The organism is Pantoea sp. CTOTU46764, from assembly GCF_031974595.1.
Taxonomy (GTDB): domain Bacteria; phylum Pseudomonadota; class Gammaproteobacteria; order Enterobacterales; family Enterobacteriaceae; genus Pantoea; species Pantoea trifolii.
The window spans coordinates 56,908-75,122 of the sequence record NZ_DALYOQ010000013.1 but is presented as its reverse complement, the minus strand read 5'-3'; the positions used below and the strand labels follow the sequence as shown (position 1 = coordinate 75,122).

At 50.2% G+C, this 18,215-nt stretch carries 18 protein-coding genes; 10 read left to right on the top strand and 8 right to left on the bottom strand.

Going from position 1 to position 18,215, the window contains the following annotated elements; all coding sequences use genetic code 11:
- The first annotated feature begins 21 nt into the window (after nucleotides 1-21).
- The 5 genes from RTM06_RS07205 to RTM06_RS07185 all read left to right on the top strand — a co-directional run bounded on the left by RTM06_RS07205 (nucleotide 22) and on the right by RTM06_RS07185 (nucleotide 4,357).
- Entirely contained in the window at nucleotides 22-372 is a 351-nt protein-coding gene (locus RTM06_RS07205; protein ID WP_312180994.1) for an L-rhamnose mutarotase, read from the top strand.
- A gap of 36 nt (nucleotides 373-408) precedes the next feature.
- Complete coding sequence (gene fucP, locus RTM06_RS07200; protein ID WP_312180992.1) at nucleotides 409-1,635, top strand: L-fucose:H+ symporter permease; 1,227 nt, start codon at nucleotides 409-411, stop codon at nucleotides 1,633-1,635.
- A gap of 91 nt (nucleotides 1,636-1,726) precedes the next feature.
- Nucleotides 1,727-1,915, top strand: coding sequence for a YjfB family protein (locus RTM06_RS07195; RefSeq protein ID WP_312180989.1), 189 nt, complete (start codon nucleotides 1,727-1,729; stop codon nucleotides 1,913-1,915).
- Between the two features lie 324 nt (nucleotides 1,916-2,239).
- A complete protein-coding gene (locus RTM06_RS07190; RefSeq protein WP_312180988.1) occupies nucleotides 2,240-3,535 on the top strand; it encodes an MFS transporter in 1,296 nt (431 codons plus the stop codon).
- 15 nt (nucleotides 3,536-3,550) lie between these two features.
- The gene (locus RTM06_RS07185; RefSeq protein WP_312180986.1) at nucleotides 3,551-4,357 is read left to right on the top strand and encodes a substrate-binding domain-containing protein; all 807 of its coding nucleotides are present in this window, start codon (nucleotides 3,551-3,553) and stop codon (nucleotides 4,355-4,357) included.
- Here RTM06_RS07185 and RTM06_RS07180 read toward each other — a convergent pair.
- A complete protein-coding gene (locus RTM06_RS07180; protein ID WP_312180984.1) occupies nucleotides 4,320-5,231 on the bottom strand; it encodes a LysR family transcriptional regulator in 912 nt (303 codons plus the stop codon). The two genes, RTM06_RS07185 and RTM06_RS07180, sit on opposite strands and share 38 nt — an antisense overlap.
- A gap of 387 nt (nucleotides 5,232-5,618) precedes the next feature.
- Here RTM06_RS07180 and RTM06_RS07175 point away from each other — a divergent pair, with 387 nt between their 5' ends.
- The 5 genes from RTM06_RS07175 (at nucleotide 5,619) to RTM06_RS07155 (ending at nucleotide 11,814) form a co-directional block, all read left to right on the top strand.
- Nucleotides 5,619-6,233, top strand: coding sequence for a TetR/AcrR family transcriptional regulator (locus RTM06_RS07175; RefSeq protein WP_312180982.1), 615 nt, complete (start codon nucleotides 5,619-5,621; stop codon nucleotides 6,231-6,233).
- A gap of 73 nt (nucleotides 6,234-6,306) precedes the next feature.
- Nucleotides 6,307-7,407: an efflux RND transporter periplasmic adaptor subunit gene (locus RTM06_RS07170; protein WP_312180980.1), complete on the top strand. Its 1,101-nt coding sequence runs from the start codon at nucleotides 6,307-6,309 to the stop codon at nucleotides 7,405-7,407.
- A complete protein-coding gene (locus RTM06_RS07165) occupies nucleotides 7,404-10,454 on the top strand; it encodes an efflux RND transporter permease subunit (protein WP_312180978.1) in 3,051 nt (1,016 codons plus the stop codon). The genes RTM06_RS07170 and RTM06_RS07165 overlap by 4 nt, the downstream gene beginning before the upstream one ends.
- Nucleotides 10,455-11,212: 758 nt before the next feature.
- Nucleotides 11,213-11,497, top strand: a complete 285-nt coding sequence (locus RTM06_RS07160; RefSeq protein ID WP_312180976.1) for a hypothetical protein — start codon at nucleotides 11,213-11,215, stop codon at nucleotides 11,495-11,497.
- Between the two features lie 65 nt (nucleotides 11,498-11,562).
- On the top strand, nucleotides 11,563-11,814 hold the full coding sequence (locus RTM06_RS07155; RefSeq protein ID WP_256698970.1) for a biofilm development regulator YmgB/AriR family protein: 252 nt from the start codon (nucleotides 11,563-11,565) through the stop codon (nucleotides 11,812-11,814).
- A gap of 115 nt (nucleotides 11,815-11,929) precedes the next feature.
- On the opposite strand, the gene RTM06_RS07150 is transcribed toward RTM06_RS07155, so the two are convergent.
- The 7 genes from RTM06_RS07150 to RTM06_RS07120 all read right to left on the bottom strand — a co-directional run bounded on the left by RTM06_RS07150 (nucleotide 11,930) and on the right by RTM06_RS07120 (nucleotide 17,579).
- Entirely contained in the window at nucleotides 11,930-12,214 is a 285-nt protein-coding gene (locus tag RTM06_RS07150) for a biofilm development regulator YmgB/AriR family protein (RefSeq protein WP_256698968.1), read from the bottom strand.
- 249 nt (nucleotides 12,215-12,463) lie between these two features.
- A complete protein-coding gene (gene ycgZ / locus RTM06_RS07145) occupies nucleotides 12,464-12,706 on the bottom strand; it encodes a regulatory protein YcgZ (protein ID WP_179452499.1) in 243 nt (80 codons plus the stop codon).
- Between the two features lie 335 nt (nucleotides 12,707-13,041).
- Complete coding sequence (locus RTM06_RS07140; RefSeq protein WP_312180974.1) at nucleotides 13,042-13,311, bottom strand: hypothetical protein; 270 nt, start codon at nucleotides 13,309-13,311, stop codon at nucleotides 13,042-13,044.
- 425 nt (nucleotides 13,312-13,736) lie between these two features.
- A complete protein-coding gene (locus RTM06_RS07135; RefSeq protein WP_265301777.1) occupies nucleotides 13,737-13,997 on the bottom strand; it encodes a hypothetical protein in 261 nt (86 codons plus the stop codon).
- Nucleotides 13,998-14,388: 391 nt separating this feature from the next.
- Nucleotides 14,389-15,012, bottom strand: a complete 624-nt coding sequence (locus RTM06_RS07130) for a dTMP kinase (protein WP_312180972.1) — start codon at nucleotides 15,010-15,012, stop codon at nucleotides 14,389-14,391.
- Between the two features lie 191 nt (nucleotides 15,013-15,203).
- Nucleotides 15,204-15,416, bottom strand: coding sequence for an RNA chaperone/antiterminator CspA (cspA, locus tag RTM06_RS07125; RefSeq protein WP_007885867.1), 213 nt, complete (start codon nucleotides 15,414-15,416; stop codon nucleotides 15,204-15,206).
- 261 nt (nucleotides 15,417-15,677) lie between these two features.
- Nucleotides 15,678-17,579: an acyltransferase family protein gene (locus tag RTM06_RS07120; RefSeq protein WP_312180968.1), complete on the bottom strand. Its 1,902-nt coding sequence runs from the start codon at nucleotides 17,577-17,579 to the stop codon at nucleotides 15,678-15,680.
- Between the last annotated feature and the right edge of the window lie 636 nt (nucleotides 17,580-18,215).

The window sequence follows — 18,215 nt, the reverse complement described above, 5'->3', positions numbered from 1 at the left end:
GCATCTCGATCGGGCGCTGTTATGAGTGGCGCATCCAGGCGTTATTGTCTGGCGCTGGATCTGGTGGACGATGCAGAGAAGATCGCCGAGTACCAGCGCCTGCATCAGCGCATCTGGCCGGAAGTGGCGCAGCATTTGCGCCAGCACGGCATCGAAAATATGGAGATTTACCGTCTTGGCACCCGACTTTTTATGCTGATGGAGGTGAACGATCGCTTTAACACGCAGGATTTTGCTCAGGCTTCTGAGCAGGATCCGCATATTCAGCGCTGGGAAGCGCTGATGTGGCAGTTCCAACAGCCAACGCCCTGGACGTCCGAAGGGGAAAAATGGGTGGCGATGGCGCGAATATTCTCTTTGCAGGACCAATAACAACACTTACCGACTGTACCCTACGAGGATAAAACCATGTCTACACAACGCGTCGAGACGCCTGAAAATATGGGCGTCAGGGGAACTATTAGCCTGCGCTGGGCGTTCATGCTAATTACCACCCTGTTTTTTATGTGGGGCGTGTCATACGGCCTGCTGGATGTGTTGAATAAACACTTTCAGGAAACGTTAAACGTCACCAAAGCCCAATCGGGATTATTACAGGCGGCTTATTTTGGTGCCTATTTTATTGTCGCGCTGCCGGCCGGTTATTTTATGCAGCGTCACGGTTATAAAGCCGGAATATTGGCGGGATTATCATTGTATGCGATTGGCGCGCTGCTGTTTGTGCCGGCGGCGATGGTCAATAACTTCTCGGTATTCCTGTTTGCGCTGTTCGTGCTGGCGTGCGGACTGGGCTGTCTTGAAACCGCCGCGAACCCGTTTGCTACGGTGTTGGGCGATCCCAACGGCGCTGAGCGTCGTCTTAATCTGGCGCAATCCTTTAACGGGTTAGGACAGTTTGTTGGACCGATGATTGGCGGCTCGCTGTTCTTCACGCACGCCAGCACTGATGCAGCGCAAGACAGCGTCAAAATCACCTATGTGGTGATTGCCTGTGTGGTTATCGCCATCGCGCTGTTATTTAAACGCACCGCGTTGCCTGATATTCGTGAATCCGCCAGCCACCATATTCAGCAGCCCGGCGCGACTTTATGGCAACAAAAACATTTTGTCGGCGGCGTAATTGCGCAGTTCTTTTATGTTGCCGCGCAGGTTGGCGTGGGCGCCTTCTTTATTAACTACGCCACCGAACACTGGCACGGTGTGACCAACCAAAGCGCGGCTTATATGCTTTCGGTTGCGATGATCTGCTTTATGCTCGGACGTTTCTTCTCAACCTGGTTATTGGGTCGGGTCAAACCGGCTGCAATGCTGGCGGCTTACGCGCTGATCAACATCGTGCTGTGCGCGATTGTGATGCTGGGCGCAGGCGATGTTTCCGTGGTTGCATTGATCGCCATCTTCTTCTTTATGTCCACCATGTTCCCAACTATCTTTGCCATGGGCGTTAAAAATCTTGGCGAATCCACCAAACAGGCTAGCTCGTTTATGATCATGGCGATTGTCGGCGGCGCGATCATGCCCTATTTCATGGGCCTGATCTCTGACCACGTCAGTACCGCCGTGGCATACAGTTTGCCGCTGCTGTGCTTTGTGGTGGTGCTGGCCTATGCGTTGAGGCAGCGCAAGCATTCGTGAGGGATGCCACATATAAAGTATTTCGCCAAATTGCCGATGACTGTTTCTGGCTTTTTAGCTACTCAATATTCGTATTAATCAGGAGAGCAAGATGGATGTATCACAAATTACATCACTGGCTACCGGCCTTGATAACATGGAACTGGCGAATAAAATCAGCACGCTAGTGCTGAAGAAGACGCTGGATAATCAGCAATCGATGGCATCTGGCATTCTGGATTCGATACCTCAGTTGCCGGAAAATACGGCAATTGGGCGCAATATTAATACCACTGCCTGAAGTCAGCATTAACGGTTTATGGAGTGATGTCGGTCTGGCATCACTCTACCCATCATTCCTCATTGCCCACTGCTCTATTTTTACTGCGCGCTCGTTATGAACCTTGTCACAAAATCGATATAACGTTTTTAGGCTTCAATGAACACCGTGTTGAACGGAGATGCTGTTAATACACCGTTACAGCTTGTTAATGAAATTTTAAGCTCTAATTAATGCGTCAAACGCATCAACTCATGAGTTTATTGCGCTTATTAAGTTTGTTTCGCTCATCCAGTCTGCAGAAGCAGGCGCTGCAAAAGCGCCAATGACAAACTGGAGATAAACATGCATTCCTCTAACCCACCCATGACCACTCGAACCCGATGCAGCGCGATACTGCGGGTGACTTCTGGCAATTTTCTGGAACAATTCGACTTCTTTCTGTTCGGGTTTTATGCCACTTACATCGCCCATACTTTTTTTCCGGCCAGCAGTGAATTTGCTTCGCTGATGATGACCTTCGCGGTGTTTGGCGCGGGATTTTTAATGCGTCCGGTCGGTGCAATCGTGCTAGGCGCGTACATTGATAAAGTTGGCAGACGTAAAGGGCTCATTGTGACCTTGTCGATCATGGCAGCGGGGACTTTCCTGATTGTTCTGATTCCGTCCTATCAAACGATTGGGCTTTGGGCACCGTTACTGGTGCTATGCGGTCGCTTGTTTCAGGGCTTCTCAGCGGGCGCAGAGTTAGGCGGCGTATCCGTTTATCTGGCAGAGATTGCCACGCCAGGCCGTAAGGGCTTTTATACCAGCTGGCAATCTGGCAGCCAGCAAGTGGCCATTATGGTTGCAGCGGCCATGGGTTTCGCACTGAATGCGGTCATGGAAGAAAGCACCCTGCGCGAGTGGGGATGGCGTCTGCCTTTTCTGTTCGGCTGCCTGATTGTTCCTTTCATCTTTGTTCTGCGCCGTAAACTGGAAGAGACCGAAGAGTTCACCGCCCGTCGCAGTCATCTGGCAATGCGTGACGTGTTTAAAACGCTGTTAGCAAACTGGCAGGTTGTTGTCGCCGGTATGTTGATGGTCGCCATGACCACCACTGCGTTTTATCTGATCACCGTATATGCACCTACTTTTGGTAAAAAGGTGCTGATGCTGAGCGCTTCTGACAGCCTGCTGGTAACTCTGCTGGTTGCGATATCAAACTTTTTCTGGCTACCGGTTGGGGGTGCCCTGTCAGACCGTTTTGGCCGCAAGCCCGTTCTGGTGACCATGGCGATGCTGGCGCTGATTACTGCCTATCCGGCACTGAACCTGCTTGCTGAAGCGCCCAGCTTTTCCATGATGCTGACAGTGCTGTTATGGCTGTCCTTCCTTTACGGACTTTACAACGGCGCCATGATCCCAGCGTTAACCGAGATTATGCCGGTGGAAGTGCGGGTTGCGGGGTTCTCTCTGGCCTACAGTCTGGCAACCGCTATTTTTGGCGGATTCACGCCGGTTATTTCAACCGCATTGATTGAGTATACCGGCGATAAGGCCTCGCCCGGCTACTGGATGAGCTTTGCTGCGGTATGTGCACTGCTCGCAACCTTTTATTTATACCGTCGCAGCGCGTTATCACTTCAAACCGCTGGTTAGCTCAGGAATGACATCATGCAAAAAATACATCGTTCACTTGTCTCCACGCTGTTATTTATTTCCGTTAGTTTTTCAGTGTCAGCCAAAGACGTCACCGTCATGATTTCGGGTGGATTCAAAGCGGCGCTGGAAAAACTGACCCCAAAATTTGAAGCTAAAAGCGGCAACAAGATTATTTTGATATCCGGCCCCTCAATGGGGAAGACGCCTCAGGCTATTCCGGCGCGCCTGGCGCGCGGTGAGCATGCGGATGTGGTGATTATGGTGGGTGATGCGTTAAAAAATCTGGAAAAGGATAACTGGCTTCAGCCGGGTTCGCGCGTGGAGCTAGCCGACTCTTCAATTGGTATGGTGGTCAAACAAGGTGAGCCAAAACCGGTTATCAAAACGGATGCAGATCTACGCAATACTCTCTTGCAAGCCAAATCAATTGCTTATTCTGACAGTGCCAGCGGCCGTTATGTCAGCAGTCATCTATTTAAAAAACTGGGCATTGAAGACAAGGTGAAATCAAAAGCGCATATGATAGAGCGCATTCCGGTCGCGTCCGAAGTGGCTAAAGGCCACTATGCTATCGGTTTCCAGCAAGTGAGTGAATTGCTGCCTGTGCCGGGCGTCACCTTCATTGGTGAATTGCCTGAAGATGTGCAATACGTCACCCGTTTTGCCGGTGCGGTGACCGGCAAAGCAAAAAACGGGCAGGAGGGCAAAGCGTTACTGCGTTTCCTCTCTTCAGCAGAGGCGCAAAATACCCTTCGCGCTACCGGGTTACGATCTGTGACGGCTAAACAGCCGGTAAAACAACATGATACTGTTCAGTAATCAACTTCTCTAACTCAGCTGCCACGTAGGACTGCATACGGCCACTGCGCCTGATCAAGCCAACCGTACGCTTTACCACCGGCTCAGTCAGTGCAACCTGTGTTAACACTGAATGCTCTGACATCGGCATCGACATAGCGGGCACGGCAGCAATGCCGATACCCGCTTCAACCATACCCAGCATGGTGGTCACATGACGGGTTTCGCAGATACTGGGGCGCTCAGGAATGATGTGTTCCAGCAGCTTATCTAGCAGATTGCGGTTCCCGGAGGTCTTATCCAGCTCAATATAATCCTGCTGATAAAACTCTCGCCAGGTCAGGTTTTTTTTACTGGCTAGTGGATGATCACGCCGGCAGGCCGCTACGTAGGCATCGCCCGTCAAGGGTAGAAATTCGATATTAGCTTGCAGATCTCTCGCAAAACAGATGCCGAAGTCTGCCTGACCACTGGCTACCGCTTCAATGACATTACCTGCGCTGCTATCAATAATTTTCACGCGTACTCGTGGATAGCGTGTCTGGAAACGGCGGATGACACCAGGCATGAAATAGTAAGCTGCCGAGGGTACCGTCGCAACGGTGACCAGTCCCACCCGATCCTGACTGACCTTATCGATATCCGCTAATACCATTTCAACATTCGCCAGTAACTGATCTGAGCGTTCAGCAAAAGTCTGACCATAAAGTGTTAGCGTGACACGCCGGGTGGTTCTGTCGAATAGCTTGATACCTAACGCCGATTCCAGCTTTTCAATTCTGCGGCTTAATGCTGATTGAGAGAGGCAGATGGACTCTGCCGCAAGCCGAAAATTACTGTATTCAACCAGTGCACGGAAGGCATAAAGATCGTTGAGATCAAAGTTTACAGGCATAGCAGCAGACAGTCCTTTAAAGCCAGCAATGATTCAAAGGAGAAATGATAGCCACATAATCGATAACGGCAACCTACGGTAACCACGTCTTGCGCTGTCGGAAACACGCCGCAAATAAGCCGATGATGATGCTAAGCTCGGCAAACATTCAAAAAGAATGAAATGAGTCAGCTTTCCTAAGTGCAATAATCAATCTGAAAGCAGGCTAAACGCGGGTGAGCACCAGTCAAAGCTGTGATGTAGGGCCAGAATCCATAGAAAGCGATTTATCCCTGGATTCCGCTAAGTTGTCATGAAATAAATCAGGCCTTGAAGCAATGTAAATTTGTGACCAAAATAATCACTGGTCACTCATCGTTTACATCAGCTCACCGAGCAAAGTTGAATATGACAGAGAAAAAAAATGCCGCCGCCATCCGTGGGCCATCCGATCACACCATCCGCGATCAGATTGTGGCTGCTGCAATGGAATACTTTAGCCATTACGGCTTCGAGAAAACCACCGTATCCGACCTCGCACGATCCATAGGCTTCTCCAAAGCCTATATATATAAGTTTTTCGGTTCTAAGCAGGAAATTGGTGAAGTCATCTGTGCCAGTTGCCTTGCAGATATTACTGAACGGCTAAATGCTGCGCTGGAGAAATCGCCTTCGGCTACGGAAAAAATAAGGCAATTGTTTCAGACGCTTGCTGTGGCGGGCTGTGAACTGTTTTTCCGCGAGCGTCGACTGTATGACATTGCCGCCGCCTCATCACGTGAGCACTGGCCTGCTGCGGTGCATTATGAAGCTGCACTGCGTGAAAGGGTGCTCGCCATCCTGCTTGAAGGACGCACGGCGGGGGAATTTGAGCGGAAAACACCGCTAGATGAAACCGCGATGGCCGTATATTTGGTACTCAGACCTCTTGCCGATCCATTACAGCTGCAAATCTCACTGGATACTGCCGGAGAAGATGCAAATCAATTAGCTGCATTGGTGCTGAGAAGTCTCGCACCGTAGTTTGTGACCATTGACATAATTGGTCACCAGTCAGAGAATGGCGTTCTCATACTTTTCTTTAGTAAGGTAACCCATGCTCCGGCATCTTCCGTTGTTGTCAGTCGTCTGTCTGCTGCCGGTCATTCTGACTGGCTGCGGCGAACCTTCATCAGCCGCTGACGATCCGCGCTCGCGGCCGCCACTTATCAGAACAGCTAAAGTCGAGCCTGCTGCGGGGCAATCGCGCGCTTTTACCGGCATCGTAGCAGCACGTTTTCAGAGCGACCTGGGTTTTCGCGTGTCGGGCAAGGTGCTTGAGCGGCTAATCGATAAGGGGCAAAGCGTTAAACGCGGCCAAGTGCTGATGAGGCTCGATCCCGCCGATCTCGCGTTGCAGGTCCGTGCAGCAGAGGCAGCGGTAAACGCTGCTCAGGCTCGGGCGCGCCAGACCGGAGATGATGAGAAACGTTATCGAGGATTGGTGGGTTCTGGCGCGGTCTCTGCATCGTCTTACAGTCAAATTCGTGCAGCTGCAGATGCCGCGCGTGCCGAGCTGAGTGCTGAGCAGGCGCAGGCTCGCGTGGCGTTAAATGCCTCGCAATATGCCGTGCTGAGCGCTGATGCAGATGGCGTGGTGGTCGATACGCTGGCCGATGCAGGCCAGGTGGTTAGCGCTGGCCAGACCGTGGTGCGTCTCGCCCGCGCCGGTCAGCGTGAAGCGATGGTCAGTCTGCCGGAAACATTGCGACCGCAGGTCGGATCATCCGCCACGGCCATCCTCTACGGCAGTGGGATCGAGAACGATGCCAGGCTGCGCGAGTTGTCTGACTCGGCTGATGCGGCAACCCGTACCTACGAAGCACGCTATGTGCTGAACGGTGCCGCCGCCGGTGCTCCGCTGGGTTCAACCGTTACTTTGCGTATCCCGGAGTCTGCGGCGGCGCAAGAATCATGGTTAGTACCGCTCAGTGCGGTGTGGGATGCGGGACGCGGTGCTGGCATCTGGCTGGTGGAAGGTAAGCCCGCCAAAGTCAGCTGGCGTGCCGTGACGCTACTCGGCATCAGCGACGACAGTGCGCGCGTGTCGGGTCAGCTGCAGAGTGGGGAACAGGTGGCTGCGCTAGGTGTGCATCTGCTGCATGAAGGCGAAGTCGTGCGCACCGCAATGCCTGGGTCGCAAGGAGCCACGCCATGAGTCGCAACCGCTTTAATCTGTCGGCGCTGGCAGTGCGAGAACGATCAGTTACGCTGTTCCTGATCATTCTTGTTACGGTCGCAGGCGTAATGGCCTTCCTCGGATTAGGACGCGCGGAAGATCCCCCGTTCACCGTCAAGCAGCTGACGGTCATCACCGCCTGGCCCGGCGCCACCGCGCAGGAGATGCAGGATCAAGTGGCCGAGCCGCTGGAGAAGCGGCTGCAGGAGCTGAAGTGGTACGACCGTACCGAGACCTATACCCGTCCCGGAATGGCCTACACCATGCTGTCCCTTCAGGACAGCACGCCGCCATCTGAAGTGCAGGAGCAGTTTTACCAGGCGCGCAAAAAAATCAGCGATGAGGCCCGCAACCTGCCGGCGGGTGTGATCGGGCCGATGGTGAACGATGAATTCTCGGATGTGGTTTTTGCCCTTTATGCATTGAAAGCAAAGGATGAACCGCAGCGATATCTGGCCCGCGATGCCGAAAAACTCCGCCAGCAGCTGCTGCACGTTGCGGGTGTAAAAAAAGTGACCATTACTGGTGAACAGGCAGAACGTATTTATGTCTCCTTTTCCAGCGATCGCCTCGCTACGTTAGGCATTACTCCGGAACAGATATTCAACGCCCTGAACGGGCAGAATGCCCTGGCACCTGCCGGCTCGATACAAACGCGCGGGCCCGAGGTGTTTATCCGCCTTGACGGCGCGCTGGATACGCTCGAAAAAATCCGCAATACGCCGGTCGTCTCCGGTAACCACACGCTGCGGCTTGTCGACGTGGCCAAGGTCGAACGTGGCTATGTCGATCCGCCCGATTTCCTCATCCGTAATGAGGGTGAACCCGCGCTGATGCTAAGTGTGGTGATGAGAGAAGGCTGGAACGGACTTGAGCTGGGTAAGGCGCTGGAAAAAGAGGTCCGTGACATAAATAGCGACATGCCGCTGGGCATGACGCTTACCAACGTTTCCGATCAGGCGGTTAACATCCGTTCGGCTGTCGATGAGTTCATGGTGAAGTTCTTCGTGGCTCTGCTGGTGGTGATGGTGGTGTGTTTTGTGAGCATGGGCTGGCGCGTGGGTATCGTGGTTGCTGCCGCGGTTCCGCTGACGCTTGCCGTGGTGTTTGTGGTGATGGCCGCCACGGGAAAAAACTTTGACCGCATCACGCTGGGTTCACTCATCCTCGCACTGGGCTTACTGGTTGATGACGCCATCATTGCGATAGAGATGATGGTGGTGAAGATGGAAGAGGGCTATGACCGCATCAAAGCATCGGCTTACGCTTGGAGCCATACGGCCGCGCCGATGCTCGCCGGCACGCTGGTTACCGCGATTGGCTTCATGCCCAACGGCTTCGCACAATCCACCGCAGGTGAATACACCAGCAATATGTTCTGGATCGTGGGAATTGCCCTGATTGCCTCGTGGGTGGTGGCCGTGCTGTTTACGCCTTATCTGGGCGTGAAAATGCTGCCGGATATAAAGCCGGTGGCGGGTGGTCACGCGGCAATCTACAACACTCGCCACTACAATCGCTTCAGACGGCTGCTGACCAAAGTCATCGCGCAGAAGTGGTGGGTGGCAGGCGCGGTGATTGGCTGCTTTGTGCTGGCGATCATGGGCATGGGGCTGGTGAAAAAACAGTTCTTCCCAACATCCGATCGTCCTGAGGTGCTGGTTGAAGTGCAAATGCCTTACGGCACCTCCATAGGGCAGACTAGCCTGACCACGGCGCGGATTGAGCAATGGCTAAAAAAGCAAAAAGAAACCCGCACGGTAACCGCCTATATCGGGCAGGGCGCACCGCGTTTCTATCTGGCGATGGCGCCGGAGCTGCCGGATCCCTCATTTGCCAAAATCGTGGTGCTGACCAATGGCGAGCGCGACCGCGATGCACTAAAACAGCGTCTGCGAGAAGCGGCGGCTGATGGTCTCGCGCCAGAAGCGCAGGTGCGCGTCACGCAGCTGGTTTTTGGTCCCTATTCGCCTTTTCCGGTCGCTTACCGGGTGATGGGGCCCGATCCAGACGTGCTGCGTCAGCTGGCCGCGAAGGTGAAAGTGCTGATGCAGACCAGCCCGATGATGCGCACCGTCAACACCGACTGGGGTTCACGTGTGCCGGTAATGCATTTCAGGCTGGATCAAGATCGACTGCAGGCCATGGGGCTGACGCCTGCTGGTGCGGCTCGTCAGCTGCAGTTCCTGCTGAGCGGTGCACCTATTACGGCGATTCGTGAAGATATCCGCTCAGTGGAAGTGACCGGCCGGGCAGCAGGAGAGGTGCGCCTCGATCCCGCGCGCCTTGACGCTTTGACGCTGGCCGGATCTGATGGCCAGCGCATTCCGCTATCCCAATTGGGTGAGACTGAAATCCGCATGGAAGATCCTTTGCTACGTCGCCGCGATAGGACGCCAACGATAACCGTGCGCGGCGATATTGCCGACGGATTGCAGCCACCGGATGTCTCTACCGCGTTGAGCCGGGAACTCCAGCCATTCATCGCATCATTGCCGCCGGGATACCGCATTGAACAGGCGGGCTCGATTGAGGAGTCGGGTAAAGCAACCCAAGCGATGCTCCCGTTGTTCCCGATCATTATTGCCCTGACGCTGCTAATCATCATCCTGCAGGTGCGTTCCATGGCAGCGATGGTGATGGTGTTATTGACCGCACCGCTGGGGCTGGTTGGCGTTGTGCCCATGCTGCTGCTGTTCCAGCAGCCCTTCGGCATCAATGCGCTGGTCGGGCTGATCGCGCTGTCAGGAATTCTTATGCGCAACACGCTGATTCTGATCGGACAAATACATCAGAATCAGCGGGAAGGCCACGATCCCTTCACGGCTATCGTCGAGGCAACGGTGCAGCGTGCCCGGCCAGTTCTCCTGACAGCGCTAGCAGCGATTCTGGCATTTATTCCCCTCACGCACTCTGTGTTCTGGGGCACGTTGGCTTACACGCTCATTGGTGGGACGTTGGGTGGCACCATCATGACGCTGGTGTTTTTACCGGCGATGTATGCCATCTGGTTCCGTATCAGGTAGGGTAGGACTGTAAAAAAAGCCCCGCCCGGAGCGGGGTAGAAAAAATGAACAAGGGGAAAGGCTCTCGCACGTTGAGCGTGCTGTGTGTGCCGTCGTACAAAGTACGAAGCGAAAAAAGAGTAGTCACTGTATTTTACTGTTGCAAGTCAGGTCCACGCATAAAATGAAAGCGTCGGTAAAACCGTATCAATTAACCTTTTATCTTCGCGAGAAAAGCCGTAATGGTATCCACCAACTGAACAGCTGATTTCACTAAGACATCAATCATTGAATGGTACTTCCCGCAACGACAATTAAAATGGTTTTTTTCAGTACTCAATTCCATAAATAACCGAAGCGGTTTCATTTTATAAAGATGTAATTTAAATGACTGTAATGGGTGAAAAATAAAAAAATATAACCCGTGCATTTTTTTAATTCTTCTATAAATTGACCCAGCGGTACTCTCCGCACGTAACGAATGATGCTTTGCATCGCCTCTGAAAGCGTTAGGGATTTCCACTTTCAGAGGTCATTTTTTCCTGCCATTAAAAAACGTTTTATTTACTTAACCTATCTCTTGAAAATTATTCATAAATTAATGCTAATAAAACTGTACAACTTACCGATCCTTGTATAACTTTATCTCATGGCGAGCTGGTTAAATTATGAACACGTGAGGTTTCTTTGCAACAAAACCTGGGTACATCCTATTCAGTGATCGTTAATGCTGAGTATTTCAGTCACGCCTCGCACTCCTATCAGCAGTAAAGGTTGATATGAACAATAACGGTGAGGAAAAGCTGTGTGACCTGCTCATTGGGGAGGCAGTGTTAGCTTTGCTGCAGGAAAAAGCGGGAATTTCGCGACGAGCGCTCCTTGCGAAGCTTCAGTTCATGCTTGAAGCTGAACAGGATGAAGAACGGGCGCATGCGACAAAACTTGCTATACAGGACGTTATGAGTGAAATCGCAGAAAGTGACTCTCCTAAGGTTGGAGACAGAGAACAAATGGCGAATTTCGATATAGACAAATACGGTAATGACGACTCGACCCGACATTAACGCTGGTATAAGGCTTAAGGGCGTGGAAGAGAAACAAAAAATGCGTACCTCAGTAAGGACATTTTATGCAGCAGAATACAATCGAGTCAGACCTTCAAACCTATTTACAAAGCACTGGTGACCAGTATTCACAGGAAAAAGAAGTTATTGGTATCATTGTGAAGTCTTTGATCGCAGAGAGTGGAAGAGTGACGAATAAGGCTATTATTTTGAGCCTGATAGCGGAGCTGGAAAGCGCCACCGACATCGAGCAACTTGATGTGCTACGCAACTGCCTTGAAATTGTTGTGGGCCATACGCCTAATGAAGACGACTAATAAAGACTCTCTATCCTATCCGCCTTTCAGCGGGGAGTGCTGTATTTATTCCCCGCTTCCCTGACCACTTCGTCCATGATGACAATATTGAAACCTCAATTCCCTGAGGCTTCACTCACCAATAGAAAAATGCCCAACGTTCTTCTTCATCAGGTGTAAAGCCCACCACAACTTTTAACGCGTTGAGTAACGCGTCAAGTTGCAGAAGATCAGTGGTACTTTCAATTTCCGAGATGAGGTGCAAAATGAGCGCGCTATTGGTGACACTCTTACCCTGGCTCACTAACTTTTGTACCGCAGAATCAATCAGGGCCGTCTCCGCAGAATGTTTATCACCTGCTTTCTGGAGATGGTAGTTAATGTCTATTTCGCGGGACGTTTGCTGTGTGCTTTGTTGCATTTTCTCTCCTTGTTATCAGATATCTCTGCGGCTACGTTTAAAGGATTTTTTACGCTATTAAGCTTTAGATCCTGGCAAGGCCGGGCTCAACATTTCTGTGCCAATCACCTAGGCAAAACACATCCAGAACTAAATTTAGCGCATATTTCTGTTATGGCACGTCTTAAATCGATGTAATCAACTAATGATCGGCTTTAATCCAAAATACGTTGACATGTTCATGTCAAGATCACTCCATAACACATACAATTAGCGATCAAAAAGCATGCCGATCAAGGTCTGATAGTGGCGCTCTTCCTCCAATGTGGCAGCGACTTCGAGACGTCTTAACAGCTTAGTGCAGATAGCCTTACGATTGAGATTCTTACCAGCACGCAGAATTTCGACAACAATTTGCCCCAGCGTTTCTTGCTGAGTTGGAGCGGTCGCCTTGCTGAAATAATGTGCAATATCGCTGGCCGTATCGGGAAATTTTGAGACACTCTGACGCATGCGAACCTCATAGTTGATTGCTTTGTAGCTGATTCAGTCTGAACCTAAAGTTAGACAATATTTTCAAAATTGTACAGGTTTTACTAACTTGTACAGCTTTAATTTTTTAGTGAAAGAACTCTATTGATTGTATTCAAATGGTTATGTTTGATTTTGGGACAAACGATTGAACTTTGATAGTTCAGAACAAAGGAGAAGGGATATAGCAAATAGGAGAGTGATTGATTGGTGGGTAACAACACTAAAAAAGGGGAGCCGCTAAATTCAGTCAGTTATCAACAAACTACGGAGCGCCCTTAGGCGCATCCTTCAACAGAATCAGAGTTGGACACTGATTAGCTTTCTCTCCGTGTAATGCCCAAGTTCCTGGATGCCGAAAGCCAGCGTAGCTCTTCGCGATTTCGAGGAGACGTTTCTGCATATGCTTTTAGCCAACGTCTGGCGTCGGCTATCTGTGCCAGCCTGCTATCGCTGGCATCGCCTTCGGCCATGGTGCCCAGTTCAATAATGAGAGAATTAATGTTGATTTCTTTGTGACTCACAGCAAGATTAATCACTGCCTCGCCAATAATGATGTGGCCTTGTTCTTCATCATGAAATAACACTGCGTTTCCTCCAATATTTTCGGTTACCGATGATATTAGTGTAGTTAAAAAATGGATTAAGGTCCTCGAGATCGGCCAAAGACTTCTAATTATCAAGTAGAAAATGTGAGAGTAGCTACCCAACTGGCTGATAATTATCTTAAATAAAGATAAATGTAAACACATTGCTTAGTTATAAAGAAAAGTCTCAAATTGTAGATGATCTAAATGAAATCGTTTTCAAGAAAGCGCATGCTTTAATTAATGAAGATTTTGGTATGTGAACCAGAAATGGGAAATGAATATTGCCAAATAAAAGAGCGTTGATTAATAGTGTGGAGAGTGTCGTCCCTGACATTTTCTCCGGCCGGTACACGTTTAAACGCGACCGTTGAGGTCATCCTCGTCTTCGTCTTCCGGCCAGAGCCGGACTACGTCCTTAAGCGTCAGTTCGTTTCGTCGTTCAAGCCTGCAAGCGTCTGCAGGTAAGGCACGTTGCGGACAGCGCGATCGGGCTCTTCAAAACTCTTCAGCCAGCTTACGGCTTCAGAAATATCAGACAATCTTGCATTGCTGCCGCCTGCATTTGCCATATGGTCCAGTTCGTCAATCAACGATTGCACGCTGACAACTCTCTGGCCTAAGGCGATGCTCAGTGCCGCTTCGCCAATAATGACGTAGCCTTTCCCGTCGTGTTGAAAAGACATATAACATCCTCCATTTCACGTTTCTGATAACCTCAATACAAACTGTAGGCGCTATATAGGATTTAGCTAAAGGTTAATTCCTAAAAGGCATGGGATTTTAAATTTTTTATATTTCTAAGGTGACTATTCATTGCCGTTATTAGCCGCTTAAGCGGGTGTCATTATTTATCACGTCTGGATCAAGAGGGGGACGGTTCTCAGTAGATTCTAATTATTGTGATTGACATAGTGAAATAATGATTAGGCATCATAAGATGAATCACATCCTTAAATGAAACGTAATTTATGAACGGCAGTTCTCTGATGAAAAGCTCAATGAATTATTAGATTAGCTTGCAGATAATCATTGAACGGTTTAACGGGATGTGGCAGAAAATTTGTCTAAAAGCACTCAAGCCAATGGGCATCCGAGCACGCTGTAAATCTCGGTAATAACCTGCTTCGTTGCGTGTTCAATTGTTCCTTCATTACGGCATAAAACCCAGCCGTGTTCTGCAACGGTCTGCTCGAACGCCTGGGTGCAAGTGACATGATCGTCCAGCTTATGAATCACGGTACTGCTTAACCCACGCGATCTCGCTGCGGCCCTTGCCCACGAAATATCGGGGGCAGTAACAACCCCAACATGCAGGTCCGGCGCTCGCACGTTTCGGTCAATGTTTAGTTGTAAAATCTCTGCAAAGGGAACCATCCGGCGAAACGCGGCTTCCGACGGGTACCATCGATCCATTAAAATTAGGCTGTCCGGTGGCTGTTTAGTCAGCACATGCTGGGAAATCCATGCACGGCTATCAGCAAAGCGCGCGCAAACTTCCAACTCTAAATCCAGCGAAGGATTTCTGGCGAGCCGGTTCACAAGGGCCATTGTTTCTTTTCTGTAGGGATCGCTGTTTTTCTCGCTAAGTCGGATCACTTTGATGTTATCGGCCCTGAGTTCTTTCGTAATGGCTTCCAGAAGCGTGGTTTTACCGACGCCCTTAGGCCCATCCAGTGAAACAAACAACGGACGACTCATAATTGAAATGACGGTTGATATACCGTACGTGTAAAAATCAAATCTGGTATGAGCATGTTATTTCCTTCTTGTTTAAACTTTAGACAACAAAAAACCCGCACTAAGCGGGTTTCTTTTATTATCAGCGGTTCTTATCTGCTCAGACTATTGTCTTCATCGCTATTGTAAGCGTCGCGGATAATGAGCGCGGCTTACAGCGGAGTTACGTTGCCCGCTGCTGGGCCTTTGGCGCCATTTTCAATGGTGAAGGAAACTTGCTGACCTTCATCAAGAGTTTTGTAGTTGTCGCTCTGGATAGCAGAGAAGTGGACGAATACATCCTTGCTGCCATCGTTAGGAGTGATAAAGCCAAAACCTTTATCAGAGTTAAACCATTTTACTAAACCAGTCATTTTGTTAGACATAGATAATTCCTTATTTGATGAGCCACTAAATTGCGGCGAATTTGGCCTGAAGTGAAAGATTTACTTATTGGGCACTTAGGAGGAGGCTCTCGAAGAAGGATATCTGTGGATAACACTTGAACTGAGGACTGCTTTACTAAAACTGCTTTCATAAGGTCTGTGTTCCAAACCGGTGATGCATTAAGACATAGCGATAATAATTTAGCAACGAATAAGTATAATTATTTTAACCGTTTAAAGACCTGGATGGCTGAACGGCTGCTAAATCCTGTCGATAATTTTCCACATGCCACCAAACACGCCATTCAGATTTTTATTCCCCACTTCGGAAAGATGATTATCGTCGCGATACAGCGGCACATCATCTTTGGAACCGTAGCAGAAGCTGTTGTCGCAGAATCCCTGGGTCGCATCGAGCAGGGCGACATTTGGCGATTGAGCCGCAATGTTGTTGAGCATCGCCAACGTCTCCTGATTGTGAGATTGATACTCGGCGCGCGTCTGCTGAACAGCCAATGCTTTGCCGCGCATGGCATCGCGCGACATGCGATAGATCACGTCGTAACCAAACTCAGGAACCGGCGTCATGATAAACACCCGACGATGCGTGGCGAGCTGTTTCACCGCCGCACCGAAATGCTGCTGATAGGCGGCGATGGAGCTGCCGTCGTTGATAAATGAGTATTTAGGCGTATTGCTGCCGCTGCCATAATCGCCATGTAGATAGAAGGATAGGCGGTTAATAATCAGCACCGACGCATGGGGATATTTCCGTTCGATATCCGCGATGGCATTCTTCACAAAACCACCGCAATCGGGGCTAGCACTGCGATGGATATCCGGAACAGATGGGCATCCGGATTGCGCGATAAACACCACTGAATCCTCCGGTCTGGCGCTGCCGACAATCGAAGAGAGCATCGCGGCGGCGTGGCTGTCGCCTAATACCACCAGATTAACCTGGCTGGCATTGCCGAAGACGCATTGCGGAGACGTGGTGCCACTGAACACAAAACAGTTTTCGCCACGTACAAATCGCTCCAGTGAATACTGTTTGATGCTGGCGACCACTTGCGGCGCGCGCGAGGGAAATCCTGCCTTTGCCACGATCAGCACACCCAGCAGCAGCACCAACGCGGTTTGTCCCAGCGTCACGTAGGTTTTGCCACTCAGCCAGCCGTGTTTGTTTTCTACCAGCACATATGACGCCCAACCGGTGGCGAGTGACAGCAGAATCAGCATCGCCTGGCTAACTAGCGTGATCGGCCAATCGGCCAGATGCCAAAACACCCACAGCGGCCAGTGCCACAGATAGATCGAATACGAGGTTTTACCGATGTGCTGCACAATTCGGTTGTTGAACCAGATGCTGTTTTGCACGTTGGCATGGATGATCATCGCGGTCAGTAACACTGGAATCAGCGTCATGATGCCCGGCCAGGCCGTGCTTTCATCAAACCACAGCGCACAGACAATCAGCCCAATAATGCCCAGCAGCGGAACCGCGCGTTGACCGCTGAGCGCGGATTTTGGCGCCAGATAAACTAATCCGCCTGCCAGCATCTCCCACGCACGGGTTGGCAACAGATAATAAGTCGCAGTGAGATGGAAGTTGGTCGCTACCATCACGAGCACCAGTCCGAATGAAAGCAGCGCGGCGATGCCCATCGTCCAGGCAAACTGCTGGCGCAGAAAACGTGCCGTGAACATCAGCGCCAGCGGTAATAGCAAATAGAACTGCCACTCAACGCTTAATGACCAGGTATGCAGCAACCATTTATAGACCGAGCCGGTTTCGAAATAGCCGCCTTGCTTGAAATAGACCACGTTGGAAATAAAGCTCAGGCTGGATACGGCATGCTCCGCCATTTTCTTATATTCATCCGGCGGCATCAGGAAATAGCCCATCAGCATTAATATCAGGCACAGCACCATCAACGGCGGGATAATGCGGCGGCAGCGCGCAGCATAAAATCCCAATAAAGAGAAGTTCTGCTTATTTAAACGCGTCAGAATAATCCCCGTCATTAAATATCCGGAGATGACAAAGAACACATCCACACCGAGGAAACCCCCGCTGACGCTGGAAAACCCAAAGTGATAGAGGATAACCAGCATCACAGCATAGGCGCGTAGACCATTAATGTCGGTGCGAAAATTCATGAGGCGTTATCCACGCAGAAGAATATAAGAAACAATGTAAGGATTGTGAAAATTTGAATCAACAGATGTGAAAGCCATCACTTTCGGTTGGTTTCATAAGAATGGAACTGTCTGCTAGCTCATTAATCTTATTTTTGAATTAGCCGAATAACTATTTCAGCGGCTTATCAACACACTCTTTTTTAAACAGCTGATTTTTAAAATAAGAAACCACACTTAATATTCAGAATAGGCCGCACGCTTCTGTTTCTAAAGACGCAGAAATATACTGGCTCAGCCGTTGCCAATGGTAATGCCGCTCAGTTAAGCATTAATTTGCATACGTATGCAGGTGCGCATGAATGCGCACCCTACGAAAAGCGCGCCAGTCCTTTGTAGGGTCGCCATTTATGGTGACCGATAGGCGCTTAACTGATGAGCTTAGGCGATTAAGTGGATACCGTTCTGATAAAAAACGAAGAACTCCATACCGGGCTTCTTAGTCTCATCCGAAATGTTTAAAAAACGCATTTTATCGACATATGCGTTTAACGTGTCGATGGCGTAAACATGTTGAGGCCATATGTCGATAAAAGTCGATTTTATCGACATATCCCTTTCACGTGCTTTTGGTTGAAAACGCGATCACAGCTAATC

What these genes read in the sequence shown, in the direction of transcription:
- RTM06_RS07120 (WP_312180968.1), bottom strand. Translation starts at nt 17,579, where the DNA reads ATGAATTTTCGCACCGACATTAATGGTCTACGCGCCTATGCTGTGATG.
- RTM06_RS07165 (WP_312180978.1), top strand. Translation starts at nt 7,404, where the DNA reads ATGAGTCGCAACCGCTTTAATCTGTCGGCGCTGGCAGTGCGAGAACGA.
- RTM06_RS07205 (WP_312180994.1), top strand. Translation starts at nt 22, where the DNA reads ATGAGTGGCGCATCCAGGCGTTATTGTCTGGCGCTGGATCTGGTGGAC.
- RTM06_RS07135 (WP_265301777.1), bottom strand. Translation starts at nt 13,997, where the DNA reads ATGTCTTTTCAACACGACGGGAAAGGCTACGTCATTATTGGCGAAGCG.
- RTM06_RS07195 (WP_312180989.1), top strand. Translation starts at nt 1,727, where the DNA reads ATGGATGTATCACAAATTACATCACTGGCTACCGGCCTTGATAACATG.
- fucP (WP_312180992.1), top strand. Translation starts at nt 409, where the DNA reads ATGTCTACACAACGCGTCGAGACGCCTGAAAATATGGGCGTCAGGGGA.
- RTM06_RS07180 (WP_312180984.1), bottom strand. Translation starts at nt 5,231, where the DNA reads ATGCCTGTAAACTTTGATCTCAACGATCTTTATGCCTTCCGTGCACTG.
- RTM06_RS07155 (WP_256698970.1), top strand. Translation starts at nt 11,563, where the DNA reads ATGCAGCAGAATACAATCGAGTCAGACCTTCAAACCTATTTACAAAGC.
- RTM06_RS07130 (WP_312180972.1), bottom strand. Translation starts at nt 15,012, where the DNA reads ATGAGTCGTCCGTTGTTTGTTTCACTGGATGGGCCTAAGGGCGTCGGT.
- RTM06_RS07185 (WP_312180986.1), top strand. Translation starts at nt 3,551, where the DNA reads ATGCAAAAAATACATCGTTCACTTGTCTCCACGCTGTTATTTATTTCC.
- RTM06_RS07170 (WP_312180980.1), top strand. Translation starts at nt 6,307, where the DNA reads ATGCTCCGGCATCTTCCGTTGTTGTCAGTCGTCTGTCTGCTGCCGGTC.
- RTM06_RS07175 (WP_312180982.1), top strand. Translation starts at nt 5,619, where the DNA reads ATGACAGAGAAAAAAAATGCCGCCGCCATCCGTGGGCCATCCGATCAC.
- RTM06_RS07160 (WP_312180976.1), top strand. Translation starts at nt 11,213, where the DNA reads ATGAACAATAACGGTGAGGAAAAGCTGTGTGACCTGCTCATTGGGGAG.
- RTM06_RS07190 (WP_312180988.1), top strand. Translation starts at nt 2,240, where the DNA reads ATGCATTCCTCTAACCCACCCATGACCACTCGAACCCGATGCAGCGCG.
- RTM06_RS07150 (WP_256698968.1), bottom strand. Translation starts at nt 12,214, where the DNA reads ATGCAACAAAGCACACAGCAAACGTCCCGCGAAATAGACATTAACTAC.
- cspA (WP_007885867.1), bottom strand. Translation starts at nt 15,416, where the DNA reads ATGTCTAACAAAATGACTGGTTTAGTAAAATGGTTTAACTCTGATAAA.
- ycgZ (WP_179452499.1), bottom strand. Translation starts at nt 12,706, where the DNA reads ATGCGTCAGAGTGTCTCAAAATTTCCCGATACGGCCAGCGATATTGCA.